Consider the following 11,541-nt stretch of genomic DNA (forward strand, 5'->3'; position numbering starts at 1 on the left):
CCTGGAAGGCGTCGGTGCCGATGGCCGCGGTGGCCACCTGGCCGCTGATGCACAGCACCGGGATCGAATCGCACATGGCGTCCAAGAGCCCCGAGGTCGTGTTCGCCATGCCGGGGCCGGAGGTCACGAACACCACGCCCGTGCGGCCGGTGGTGCGAGCGTAGCCCTCGGCGGCATGCACGGCGGCCTGCTCGTGGCGCACCAGCACGTGGCGCAACCGCGGCTCGGCGTAAAGGGCGTCGTACAGGGGCAGGACCGCGCCGCCGGGATACCCGAAGACCGTGTCGACACCGTGCGCAATCAACGTGTCGAGCAGAATTTTCGCCCCGTTTTCAGGGGCGGTTTCGGTAGCGGTTTCGGTGGCGGCCAGGGCGGCGGCGGCGGTGGGGTGCAGGCGATCGTTCATGCTATCCATCTTATTGGGAGATCCGAAGAATTTTTATCTTCTTTTCCACGAATAACGGACGAACGGAGTAAATTCATCTTTGATTTGGAGGAATCAAAGAAAATGAACCTCGACAAGTTCGACTTGGCCATTTTGAAGGTGCTGCAGGACAACGCACGCGCCAGCCTGAACGACATCGGCGCCGCGGTCGGCCTGTCGTCCACGCCGTGCTGGAACCGCATCAAGCGCATGGAAAGCGCCGGGGTCATCCGCGGCTACACGGTGGACATCGATCCGGCCAGCCTGGGCTTCATGGACACGGTCATCGTCCACGTGACGCTGGAAAGCCACAGCGAAGAGACGCTGTACGAATTCGGGCGCGCGCTGGCGCAGATTCCCGAGGTGCTGGAGGCGTTTCTGGTGTCGGGCGATTATGACTATTACATCCGCATCGCCGTGCGCGACACCCGTGACTACGAGCGCCTCTTGCGCGAACAGCTCTACCGCATCCCCGGGATCCGGCACAGCAAGTCCTGCTTCGTGCTGCGCCGGTTGAAGGAAACGAAGTTACCGCTGACGGGGCCGGGGCCTGGGCCGGCGGCGTAGGGCAGCGCCAGTGGCGTAGGGCGGCGCCGGTAGCGATGGGCGGCCCCAGCGCCATGGCCGCCATTCCAACGTCCTCAGCGCAGCACGTAATCCACGGGCACCGCCGGCTCCGGCAGGGGCCGCACGCCCAGCCCTTCGAGCAGGTCGATTTCGATCACACGGGCCAGCGCCGACAGCGGCAGGTCGTTCTCATCCGCGCCGAAGGGATCCTCCAGCTCGTCGCCCAATGCGTCCAGACCGAAGAACGTATAGGCGACGATGGTCACCGCAAGCGGCGTCAAAAACTCCAGCGTGCCCACCAGCCCGAAGGGCAGCAGCAGGCAGAACAGCCACGCCGTGCGATGCAACAGCAGCGAATAGGCGAACGGACAGGGCGTGAACTTGATGCGTTCGCAGGCCGCCTGGATCGCGGCGCACTGCGCCACGCGCTGGGTCAGGCCCTGGTACAGGATGTCGGTCAGTTCCCCGCGCCGCAGGCAGGCCGCGAGATCCCGGTTGATCGCCATGAGCAGCGCATCGGGCACGTTGCGGCAGCCGGCCAGCGAATCCAGCTCGTCCTGCTGCACCCACGGGCGCACGGCCTCGACCATGTCCTGCCCGCGCAGCCGCGCCGCCAGCCCATATCCGAAGCCGATGCAGCGCCGCACCAGCCGTTCCTGCACCGGGTTGGCGGTGCTGGCCGCCAGCAGCACCGCGCTTTCGCGCGCCAGGCTGCGCGCCTGCACGACGAGGTCGCCCCATTGCTTGCGGGCTTCCCACCAGCGGTCATAACAGACGTTGTTGCGAAAGCCCATGAAGACGGACAGGGCGAGGCCGAAGAGCGAGAAGGGCACCGCGGTCAGGTGCGCGGGCGAGAAGAACTGGCGGTGGTACATCCACACCACCACGCAGGAGAGCACCGTGATGACGATGATCCTGCTGAGGATGCGCGGAATGATGGAACCGCGCAGTACAAAGAACAAAGCCAGCGCGGAAGGCCGCGGACGGACGATCATGATGAATATCAAGCAAGGGACAAGGCGGCGCCAACTATACGCCTGTCATCGCGCAAAAAAGCCGCCGATATAATTCTGTTTCGTCTCACCGCCACCCTCGAGCCTCAATGACCACCGAAGACACTCCGATCAAGCCCTGGTATGCCGTCCGCCGCTCCAAGCTGCACGGCAACGGCGTCTTCGCCGCCCGCAAGATCCCTGCGGGCACGCGCATCATCGAGTACGGCGGCGCGCGCATCAGCGCCAAGGAAGCCGACCGCCGCCATCCCACGAATCCGGACGATCCCTTCCACACCTTCTTCTTCGCGCTCAGCTCCGGCCGCGTGATCGACGGTGGCGACGAAGGCAACGATGCGCGCTGGATCAACCATTCCTGCCAACCCAACTGCGAGGCGCAGGAAGGCAAGCACGGCAAGCGCGTCTACATCGTGGCGCTGCAGGACATTCCGCGCGGCACGGAACTGTCTTACGACTACGGCCTGGTCCTGGACGGCCGCATCACGAAGGCGCTGAAGGAAGGCTACAAGTGCCTTTGCGGCACGCCGCCTTGCCGCGGCACGATGCTGGCGCTGTCCAAGAAAAAGGCGAAGAAGGCCGCTTGAGGGAAAACGGGGCTCGTCGCCCCCTTTCCCAAGACCACAACCGCAATAAGCATATTCAGCCCCGCGCTGCGGACAGGCGTACAATCGACCGGTCGTTAACACGACATGCAGTACGTCTTCAGGGCGGGGTGCAATTCCCCACCGGCGGTATGCCATGCAATGTGGCGAGCCCGCGAGCGCCCGGCCATGCGTTGGCCGGGGTCAGCAGATCTGGTGAGATGCCAGGGCCGACGGTCATAGTCCGGATGAGAGAAGATGTGCCGGCACATACTCGGCTGCGCCGGGCGCGTTTGCGCCTTGCCTGGCCGTATTGCGTTCGGCTGTCGATTAGCCCTGAAACGTTTTTCGCCCCATCCTTTTGCGAGAGCGTTTCAATGTCCAACGTTGCCTTCACCCAGCAGTCCCCCATTCCCAGCCTGGCTTCTCAGCCCTTCGCCGTGCGCCTGTCGCGCGCGTTGCATCACCTGCGCCTGGGCCGTCCCGTCATCCTCATGGACGACTTTGACCGCGAGAACGAAGCGGACCTGATCGTCGCGGCCGACAAGCTGACCGTGCCCGTCATGGCGCAGCTCATCCGCGACGGCAGCGGCATCGTGTGCCTCTGCCTGCCCGGCGACACGCTGGATCGTCTGGAATTGCCGCCGATGGTCCAGCGCAACCAGAGCCGTTTTGCCACGGCGTTCACCGTATCGATCGAGGCGCGCGAGGGCGTGAGCACCGGCGTGTCCGCCGTCGACCGCGTCACCACGATCCGCGCCGCCATCTCGCCGACGGCGCAGGCCGACGACATCGTCAGCCCCGGCCACGTGTTTCCGCTGCGCGCCCAGCCGGGCGGCGTGCTGACGCGCCGCGGCCACACCGAAGGTTCGGTAGACCTGGCCGTGCTGGCCGGCATGCGCCCGGCGGGCGTGCTGTGCGAACTGATGAATGCCGACGGCACGATGATGCGCGGCGCGGCGCTGGATCGCTATGCCGCCGAGCACGGGCTGGTGGCGCTGACCATCGCGGAACTGGCCGACCATCTGCAAAAGCTGAAGGACGGCCAGGCCGAAGCGATCGACGACGAAGTGCTGGAGATGGCGGCTACCGTCTGAACGCATGCGTGATACGCACCCGCGGCTGCGCTGGCCGCGGGCGGGGTCGCCATGGTGAGTTTTTGAACGAGTATTTGAACGAGTGGGCGCGCCCCGATCGCGGGCATGAGCGGATGGCATAATTCGCGCGAAGCGATGCAGGTCCATGGCCGCCTGGCGGCCGCGGCGCCCGACGACGATTTGCCGGCCTGTCATCGCGTGCCGCAAGTTCAATGAGCCATTGCTCACGTTTGATTCTCGCCCTTTGCCTCACTCATGACCGTCATTCCCCAGCCCCGGAAATCACCGCGCCAACTCAGATCGCAGCAAACCGTCGACACCATTCTCCAGGCCACGGCTCACGTTCTGGCCACGCACGGGTATGCCGGCACCAACACGAATCTGATCGCGGAAACGGCGGGCGTGAGCGTGGGTTCGCTCTATCAGTACTTTCCGAACAAGAACGCGCTGATCGCCGCGCTGCACGACCGGCACGACAACCAGATGCTGGATGTGATCGACGACGTGCTGAACGGCAATCCGGCGGCCACGCTGCGCGAACGCGTCGGCGCGATCGTGCAGGCGATGCTGCACGCGCATCTGCTGGAGCCCGCGCTGCACCGCGTGCTGGAAAGGGAGTTTCCGCTGTTCGACCAGCCGCACGAGCACAGCCGCGCGGACCAGGACATCCACCGCCGCATGCGGCATCTGCTGGAGTTGCACCGCGCAGAAGTTGCGCAGGAAGACCGGGACCTGGCGACCTACGTGGTGCTGCGGATCATGGAGTCGCTGGTGCACGCAGCCGCGCTGGAGCCGCCTGCGGGCTTCACGCCCAAGCAGTTGGAAGGCGCGGTGGTCGATGCGGTAATGGGATACCTGGGCGCGTCTGGAAACGCCGCGCCGGGCAAGATGAGCAAGGCAGTCAAAGCTGCCCCGAAGGCGGCCAGGAGGGTCAGCGCAGACAAGCCGGCCAAAGCCATCAAGACGGCCGGCGCCCCCAAAAAGGCGAAGCCGGCGCGCCCCTAGCCGCCATTTCTCATGCGCGCTCGCGCGCCATCCTGGCCAGGCAGTCCGCCGGGCCGCCCGTCACGATGCGCGCGCTGCACGCCAGCATCAGGTTCAGGTTCAGACCGAAGTCCTCGACGGTGTGGCCCTGCGCGTCGACCATGCGCGAGGCGCCGTCGTCAGCCGCCGCCCCCACCGCCACCTGATCGATCAGCGAGCCGGCCTGGCCGGTGTAGGCCCACACGGGCTTGCCGCAGGCGATGGCATAGCCCACTTCAAAGGCCGTCCCCGAATCGGGCTCGGCGCCGCGAAACGGATTCAGGTTCGCCATCACCATGTCGGCGCGGCGGATCAGCGCGACGTTCGCGCGGTAGATCCATTCTGCAAGCGCCTGTCCGGCGAGCTCCGGCGGTGCGGCATTGTCCAGCGGGAACAGGCCCTCGAAACCGTAGGTGGCGCACAGGGTCTTGAGCCGGTCGCCGTGTGCCACGGCATCGGGCAGAAAGACATCGAAACCCGCCAGGTACACACTGCGCATGGCCCTTACTCCGGATCGGCAACGTTGAAGGCTTCGCCGGTGGCGAAGAAGGAGCCGCCGGCCAGGTAGTGCACCGACCGGCGCTCGTCGTCCGGAAAGTGCCAGCGGTTGCCGGAAAACACGTCCGGCGCCGCCCACGCGGCCACGACCTCGCCGATGAAGAGATCGTAGGCCTGCTGGTTGTGCGGTTCGGAAATGACCTTGCATTCCAGCCAGCCCAGGCAACCCTCGATGAGCGGTGCGCCGATCTTGCTGGCGGGAAACGTCGTCAGGCCGCTGGCCTGGAACTTGTCGTCGCCGCGCCCGGACTGCGAGCCCACGACCATCGTGGCGCGCGCCTGGGCGCGCGACGGAATGCACAGCGCGAACTCGCCCGACGCCTCGATGAGTTCGCGCGTCCAGGTGTTCTTGTCGACCACGACCAGCATCTTGGGCGGACTGAAGTCCAGCGGCATGGCCCACGCCGCAGCCATCACGTTGCGGGCATCGCCGTGCGCGCTGGTGACCAGCACGGTCGGGCCGTGGTTCAGAAGAAGATAGGCGCGGGGCAGGTCAACGGGTTCGATCATGGACACCTAGAACATGCCGTTCTTGTTGGCGGGATTCTCGGGGATTTCCTGGCTGACGTCCCAGTGTTCGACGATCTTGCCGTCCTGGACGCGGAAGATGTCAACCACGGCCTGGCCGCGGTCTTCCGGCGAATCGCGCCACAGGTTGTGGATCATGACGAGGTCGCCCTCGGCGATGACGCGCTTGATCTCGACGATGGCCTGCGGATGCTGCTCGAAGTAGCGCGGGAAGAAGTCGACCATCGGCCCGACGCCGTCCTGCATGTACGGATTGTGCTGCGTGTAGTTCGGGCCGACATATAGGCGCACCGCCTCGTCGACGTCACGGTCCTGGAACATCATGCGGAAGAACGCGACGGCGATTTCCTTGTTCGATTGCGGCGCGGCGGCAAGCGCCGGCGCAGTTGCCACGCAACTGGCGGCGACCAGCAGGCAGACGGCCAAGGATTTCCACTTCTTACGCATACAGGACTACTCAGATGACGCCGATTGGCGGCCTGCCAGTTTACAAACAAACGCGTCCGAGGATCAGTATCCGACGGTATAACGGCGGCGCGAATGCTGGGGCGTCTCGATCTCGTCGGCCAGGGCGATCGCGTAGTCTTCCATCGAAATCCAGCTCTTGCCGTCGTCGTCGGCCAGCAGATGGTCGTCGCCCACGCGGAACGTGCCAGTGCGCTCGCCGGGTTCGAACATGGCCGAAGGCGACAGGAACGTCCAGTTCAGCACCTTTTCCTGGCGCAGCGTGTCCAGGAACACGACGCCTGCGCGGGCCTCGGGCTTGTAGGCATCGGGGAATTCTGGGGTGTCGATCAGCATCTTGCCGGGTGCGACCAACAGGCTGCCGGCGCCGCCCACCACCAGCAGACGCGGCACGCCGGCGTTCTTGACGGCGGCCAGCAGCGGCTTGGCGTCGGCGGACACGAAGCGCGTGGCGCTGATGACGGCGTCGTGGCCGGCCAGGATGGGCGTCAGGCCTTCGGGATCGGTGGCGTCGCCCTGGCGGACGGTCAGGCCCGGCTGCTCGTTCACTTCGCCTTGGGTGCGGGCGATGCCCGTCACTTGATGGCCGCGCTTGAGCAATTCGTCTGCCACGCGCGAACCTACGCGTCCGGTAATGCCGATCAATGCGATTTTCATGGTCTTGCTCCTGGAAGGATGGGCCGGGAACAGGCGCCGCACGATTGCGGCGGAACAGGCTCCGGCTCAAGGCAAAGCCATACTATTCGGTCAAATCCGAACGAAAAACCCGTCGAACAGGAAGAGTTCTTTGCAATCCATGCACCAATGCGGTGGATGGCGGCGGGCGGCTGGGGATTGACCAGGCGTGCGCGCGGCAGCGGCACGCCCGATCAGTGTGCGCCCGGCGGCCCCGCTTGAACAGGGGCCGCCCCCGCGATCAGCGGGCGGCGCGTTGCGCCTGGTAGACCTGAAGATGCGAATAGGCCACACGCAGGTAAGTCGCGTCCACGCCCAGCGTGCGGGCACGGCGGACCATGTCGCCAACGATGTGATCGGCCTCGACGGGCAGGCCCTGGCGCAGGTCGCGGAACATGGAGGCCGTCATGGGCTGGGTGCGGTCCGACAGCAGCTTGCGCACGGTGGCGTCCGCCTCGGGCCGCACGGTGTGGCCGGAGGCTGCGGCCACCGCCTGCGATTCCTGCAGAAGACCGAGCAGGATGTCGACGCCGTCGTCGGTGGACGCGATCTCGCCGACCGAGCCGCGCATCAGGCAGGTGGCGGCGGCAAGCGTCGTCAGCATGACGTACTTTTCCCAGATGTCCTGATAGATGTTTTCGCTGAGGCGGCTGACGTATTCGCCGCCCGCCAGCGCCTGCTCCAGCGCCACGCAGCGCTCGCTGCGGGCGGGACCGGCGCGTTCGCCGAACACCAGGTTGGCGTGCTTGCCCAGGTGAACGACTTCGCCTTCTGGGCCGAGCGTGGCGTTGATCTGGCACAGGCCGCCCAGCACACGATGGGGCTCGAATTCGCGGTCCAGCACGTCGTACTGAAGCACGCCGTTCATGATGGGCAGCACGGCGGTGTCCGGTCCCACGGCGGGGCGGATAGCCTCAATGGCGCTTTCCAGGTCATAGGCCTTGCAGGACAGCACGATGACGTCATAGCTTTCCTGCAGCGTCTGCTGCGTGACCAGCTTGGGGTGCAGCGTGGCGTCGCCCAGCGGGCTCTGGATGCGCAGCCCCTGTTCGCGGATGCGCGCGGCGCGCGGTTCGCGCACCAGAAACGTCACGTCCGCGCCGGCCTGCGCCGCGCGTCCGCCAAAGTATCCGCCGGTGCCGCCGGCGCCCAAGAACAACAACCGCATGCCTGTCTCCTGTTGGCTGCCCGCGTCAAGCGCGGGCCAATGCGGGCATTATGCGCCCGGGCCACGCCGCTGCGCACGCGCGCCGGCCGATGGATCATGCGCTGGACGCTTCAGGCTTGCGGCTCCACGCGTCGGACCTGCCCACGACGCATCAGGCTTGATGCCCTGGACGCCTCACGCCTGCTGTTCGCGTTCCACCCAGGCCTCGTAGCCGCCGCGCAATGCCCAGATCTTGCGGTAGCCGGCCGCGCGCAGCCGCGAGGCGAGCAGCGCCGCCGACACCTCATTCGGGCACGCGCAATAGACCACGATGTCGGAATCGATCGCGCCGGGATCCAGCGCGGGCAGCGGCTGCTTCAGGTCCACGGCCACGGCGCCCGGAATGCGCGCGGCATCGCGCTGCGCCTCGGGCCGCACGTCAAAGACCAGCGCCTCCCTGCCGTCCTGCCGCCATCGCATCAATTCATCGACCGACAGCCGCGGAATGACGCGCAGGCTGCGCAGCAGGATCTTGCGCCGCAGAAAGCGCGCCACGATATAGAGCGCCAGCACGGCCACAAGCACCGCCAGCCCCATCGGGCCGTAGGTGCCCAGGATGTCCAGCACGTCGTTGATGACACTGTGAAAGAGCCCGCCGAGCAGCAGGGCCGAGCCCACCCAGATCAGCGCGCCAGCCAGGTCATAGAGGAAGAAGCGGCGGTAAGGCGTGTTGGTCAGCCCGGCCATGACGGTGGACAGCGCGCCCGCGCCCGGCAGGAACTTGCACACCAGCAGCGCGCGCACGCCGATGCGCAGGTACAGACGCTGCGTCTGGCGGATGCACGAGTCCTGCGACAACGACAGCTTGCAGACCACGCCCAGCAGGCGCGATCCGTAGCGCCTTCCCGCCCAGTACCACAGGCTGTCGGCGATGAGGCACGCGGCCGTGGCGGCCACGAGCGGCACGAGCCAGCCGGCGGCGCCGGCCAGCGCACCGGCGGCGATCATCATGGGATAGGCGGGCACCGGCAGGCCGGCCTGCTCGATGAGGACGTTGGCGAACACGAGCCACCCGCCGTACTGTTCGAGCAGCAATTGAATATCTTGCATTGGGGTTTCCAGCTTGCCGCGCGCGGCGCGGGCGCGGCTCATGCGCGCAATTTTAGGCGCGCGGCCTCGCGCCTGGGGCATAGACCCTGCCGTCCGCGCGGCAACACAGCGTTCCATTGCAGTGCATCGCGCGACCCGCCTGTGTCCATCATCACGACACCACGCACCAAACTGGTGCCACGCTTCCCCGCGAGGGTGCCTATAATCCTGCCCGGCCATCAGGTTTCCCCGCCTTGTCGCGGGAACGCCCCGTGGCATACATATTGCTTCGCCAGGACAGGCTGAGAACTCGACCATTGGGGCGAGTGCGCCGCCTGGCGCTCCCATCCGATGACCGATCCCACGCCCCCGTTCACGCACGATCTGCCCGGCACGACTGCCGGCGGCAGCGGCCTCCGTGCGGCGGGCGGCATCTCCCCATCCCTCCATTTCCTGTCCTTCCCCGCGTAGGAGTCACCTGCATGAAATCCCTATCCCTTTCGTCCGCCGGCGGCATCGCCCGCCGCGGCCTGCTCAAGCTGGCCGCAGCGGCTGCCGGCGCGCTGCTGTTCTCGGGCGCGGCCCTGGCGCAGGCGCCCGCCAAGATCAAGGTCGCCGCCGTCTACACGGTGCCGGTCGAGCAGCAATGGGTGTCGCGCATCCACATCGCGCTGTCCGCCGCGCGCGACCGCGGCGAGATCGACTACACGTTCTCGGAAAACGTCACCAACGCCGACTACGAGCGCGTCCTGCGCCAGTACGCCGAGCAGGGCAACAAGCTGATCGTGGGCGAAGCCTTCGCGGTTGAAGCCGCGGCACGCAAGGTCGCCAAGGACTATCCGCAGACCGCCTTCCTGATGGGTTCGTCGGGCAAGCCGCAGCAGCCCAACTTCTCGGTGTTCGACAACTACATCCAGGAACCGGCCTACCTGACCGGCATGATCGCCGGCGGCATGAGCAAGACCGGCAAGATCGGCCTGGTGGGCGGCTACCCCATCCCCGAAGTGAACCGCCTGATGAACGCCTTCATGGAAGGCGTCAAGGAAGTGAACCCGAAGGCCGAGTTCACCGTGACCTTCATCGGCTCGTGGTTCGATCCCCCGAAGGCCAAGGAAGCCGCCTTCGCCATGATCGACAAGGGCGCGGACGTGCTGTACGCCGAGCGCTTTGGCGTGTCGGACGCCGCCAAGGAACGCGGCAAGCTGGCCATCGGCAACGTGATCGACACGCAGCCGCAGTACCCCGAGACGGTGGTGGCGTCGGCGCTGTGGAGCATGATCCCGACCATCGAAGAAGCCCTCAAGCAGGTCAAGGCCGGCGCATTCAAGGCCGATGACTTCGGCCAGTATTCGCTGATGAAGCACAAGGGCTCGTCGCTCGCGCCGCTGGGCACGTTCGAGCAGAAGGTCCCCGCCGACCTGATCGCCAAGGTCCAGGCCAAGGAAAAAGCCATCCTGGACGGCAGCTTCACCGTGAAGGTCAACGACAAAGAACCCAAGTCCTCGGCACGATGAACCAAGCGCCTCTCGCCCTGCAACTGACGGGGATCACCAAACGCTTCGGCAGCCTCACGGCCAACGACGATGTCTCGCTGACGCTCCGCCAGGGCGAAGTGTTGGCCTTGCTGGGCGAGAACGGCGCCGGCAAATCGACCCTGGTGTCGATCCTGTTCGGCCACTATGTGGCCGACGCCGGCAGTATCGAAGTCTTCGGCAAACCCCTGCCCGCCGGCCGGCCCGATGCCGCGCTGGCGGCGGGTGTCGGCATGGTGCATCAGCACTTCACGCTGGCCGACAACCTCACCGTGCTGGACAACATCATGGTGGGCACCGAATCGCTCTGGAAGCTGGCCTCGGGCCGCGGCCAGGCCCGCAAGCGCCTGGTGGAACTCGGCCAGCGCTTCGGCCTGGGTGTGGATCCGGATGCGCGCGTGGGCACGCTGTCCGTCGGAGAAAAGCAGCGCGTCGAGATTCTGAAGGCGCTGTACCGCGGCGCCCGCGTGCTGATCCTGGACGAACCGACCGCGGTCCTCACGCCGCAGGAAGTGCAGGACCTGTTCGCGACGCTGCGCGGCTTCGTCGACGAAGGCCTGGCGGTCATCTTCATCTCGCACAAGCTGGACGAAGTGATGGCCGTGTCGCGCCGCGTGGCGGTGCTGCGGCAAGGCAAGCTGGTCGCGGAACGCGACACCGCAGGCACCAATCCCGCGGAACTGGCCGAACTGATGGTGGGCCGCAAGGTGGTCATGCCGCGCGCCGAAGCCGCGACGGCCGCCGAGCAGGCCGCCCCCGTGGTCACGCTGTCCCAGGTCACCGTGCGCGACAGCCGCGACGGCGCGCCGCGCCTGGACAGCCTGGACCTCGTGGTCCACACG

General features: G+C 66.5%; 14 protein-coding genes and 1 riboswitch. Of the genes, 6 read left to right on the forward strand and 8 right to left on the reverse strand.

The window, feature by feature from the left end; all coding sequences use genetic code 11:
* A partial coding sequence (locus B3446_RS15070) for a thiamine pyrophosphate-binding protein (RefSeq protein ID WP_414632412.1) occupies window positions 1-415 on the reverse strand: 415 nt, incomplete at its 3' end.
* A 93-nt stretch (window positions 416-508) separates the two neighbouring features.
* Here B3446_RS15070 and B3446_RS15075 point away from each other — a divergent pair.
* Window positions 509-991, forward strand: coding sequence for an Lrp/AsnC family transcriptional regulator (locus B3446_RS15075; RefSeq protein ID WP_218342436.1), 483 nt, complete (start codon window positions 509-511; stop codon window positions 989-991).
* A gap of 74 nt (window positions 992-1,065) precedes the next feature.
* Here the strand turns inward: B3446_RS15075 and B3446_RS15080 are convergent, their stop codons facing one another.
* Entirely contained in the window at window positions 1,066-1,986 is a 921-nt protein-coding gene (locus B3446_RS15080) for a bestrophin family protein (protein ID WP_191578358.1), read from the reverse strand.
* A gap of 107 nt (window positions 1,987-2,093) precedes the next feature.
* Between B3446_RS15080 and B3446_RS15085 the strand changes: the two genes are divergently transcribed.
* From B3446_RS15085 to B3446_RS15095, 3 genes are all read left to right on the forward strand, one after another.
* Window positions 2,094-2,588, forward strand: coding sequence for an SET domain-containing protein (locus tag B3446_RS15085; protein WP_291383015.1), 495 nt, complete (start codon window positions 2,094-2,096; stop codon window positions 2,586-2,588).
* A gap of 110 nt (window positions 2,589-2,698) precedes the next feature.
* A riboswitch (FMN riboswitch) is annotated at window positions 2,699-2,849 on the forward strand.
* Between the two features lie 113 nt (window positions 2,850-2,962).
* Entirely contained in the window at window positions 2,963-3,682 is a 720-nt protein-coding gene (gene ribB / locus B3446_RS15090; RefSeq protein ID WP_191578360.1) for a 3,4-dihydroxy-2-butanone-4-phosphate synthase, read from the forward strand.
* Window positions 3,683-3,937: 255 nt separating this feature from the next.
* Complete coding sequence (locus B3446_RS15095) at window positions 3,938-4,687, forward strand: TetR/AcrR family transcriptional regulator (RefSeq protein ID WP_291383017.1); 750 nt, start codon at window positions 3,938-3,940, stop codon at window positions 4,685-4,687.
* Between the two features lie 10 nt (window positions 4,688-4,697).
* Here B3446_RS15095 and B3446_RS15100 read toward each other — a convergent pair whose 3' ends face one another.
* The 6 genes from B3446_RS15100 to B3446_RS15125 all read right to left on the reverse strand — a co-directional run bounded on the left by B3446_RS15100 (window position 4,698) and on the right by B3446_RS15125 (window position 9,188).
* A complete protein-coding gene (locus B3446_RS15100) occupies window positions 4,698-5,204 on the reverse strand; it encodes a nucleoside 2-deoxyribosyltransferase (protein ID WP_291383019.1) in 507 nt (168 codons plus the stop codon).
* A 5-nt stretch (window positions 5,205-5,209) separates the two neighbouring features.
* A complete protein-coding gene (locus tag B3446_RS15105; RefSeq protein WP_291383021.1) occupies window positions 5,210-5,779 on the reverse strand; it encodes a flavin reductase family protein in 570 nt (189 codons plus the stop codon).
* Window positions 5,780-6,238 carry a nuclear transport factor 2 family protein gene (locus B3446_RS15110; RefSeq protein WP_291383023.1) on the reverse strand — a complete coding sequence of 153 codons (459 nt, stop codon included), beginning with the start codon at window positions 6,236-6,238 and terminating at the stop codon, window positions 5,780-5,782.
* Between the two features lie 63 nt (window positions 6,239-6,301).
* Complete coding sequence (locus tag B3446_RS15115) at window positions 6,302-6,913, reverse strand: NAD(P)-dependent oxidoreductase (RefSeq protein WP_175125835.1); 612 nt, start codon at window positions 6,911-6,913, stop codon at window positions 6,302-6,304.
* A gap of 259 nt (window positions 6,914-7,172) precedes the next feature.
* Entirely contained in the window at window positions 7,173-8,099 is a 927-nt protein-coding gene (panE, locus tag B3446_RS15120; protein ID WP_291383026.1) for a 2-dehydropantoate 2-reductase, read from the reverse strand.
* 174 nt (window positions 8,100-8,273) lie between these two features.
* On the reverse strand, window positions 8,274-9,188 hold the full coding sequence (locus tag B3446_RS15125; RefSeq protein WP_291383028.1) for a DedA family protein/thiosulfate sulfurtransferase GlpE: 915 nt from the start codon (window positions 9,186-9,188) through the stop codon (window positions 8,274-8,276).
* Between the two features lie 461 nt (window positions 9,189-9,649).
* Here B3446_RS15125 and B3446_RS15130 point away from each other — a divergent pair, with 461 nt between their 5' ends.
* On the forward strand, window positions 9,650-10,681 hold the full coding sequence (locus B3446_RS15130; protein WP_291383030.1) for a BMP family protein: 1,032 nt from the start codon (window positions 9,650-9,652) through the stop codon (window positions 10,679-10,681).
* Window positions 10,678-11,541: ATP-binding cassette domain-containing protein (locus B3446_RS15135; protein ID WP_291383032.1), on the forward strand; the 864-nt coding region annotated here is incomplete at its 3' end. The genes B3446_RS15130 and B3446_RS15135, both read left to right, overlap by 4 nt.

Source organism: Achromobacter sp. UBA5777 (genome assembly GCF_002418565.1).
GTDB classification, from domain to species: Bacteria; Pseudomonadota; Gammaproteobacteria; order Burkholderiales; family Burkholderiaceae_B; genus Achromobacter; species Achromobacter animicus.

Coding starts and splice junctions, on each gene's coding strand:
- B3446_RS15075 (WP_218342436.1), top strand. CDS start 509: ATGAACCTCGACAAGTTCGACTTGGCCATTTTGAAGGTGCTGCAGGAC.
- B3446_RS15080 (WP_191578358.1), bottom strand. CDS start 1,986: ATGATCGTCCGTCCGCGGCCTTCCGCGCTGGCTTTGTTCTTTGTACTG.
- B3446_RS15085 (WP_291383015.1), top strand. CDS start 2,094: ATGACCACCGAAGACACTCCGATCAAGCCCTGGTATGCCGTCCGCCGC.
- ribB (WP_191578360.1), top strand. CDS start 2,963: ATGTCCAACGTTGCCTTCACCCAGCAGTCCCCCATTCCCAGCCTGGCT.
- B3446_RS15095 (WP_291383017.1), top strand. CDS start 3,938: ATGACCGTCATTCCCCAGCCCCGGAAATCACCGCGCCAACTCAGATCG.
- B3446_RS15100 (WP_291383019.1), bottom strand. CDS start 5,204: ATGCGCAGTGTGTACCTGGCGGGTTTCGATGTCTTTCTGCCCGATGCC.
- B3446_RS15110 (WP_291383023.1), bottom strand. CDS start 6,238: ATGCGTAAGAAGTGGAAATCCTTGGCCGTCTGCCTGCTGGTCGCCGCC.
- B3446_RS15115 (WP_175125835.1), bottom strand. CDS start 6,913: ATGAAAATCGCATTGATCGGCATTACCGGACGCGTAGGTTCGCGCGTG.
- panE (WP_291383026.1), bottom strand. CDS start 8,099: ATGCGGTTGTTGTTCTTGGGCGCCGGCGGCACCGGCGGATACTTTGGC.
- B3446_RS15125 (WP_291383028.1), bottom strand. CDS start 9,188: ATGCAAGATATTCAATTGCTGCTCGAACAGTACGGCGGGTGGCTCGTG.
- B3446_RS15130 (WP_291383030.1), top strand. CDS start 9,650: ATGAAATCCCTATCCCTTTCGTCCGCCGGCGGCATCGCCCGCCGCGGC.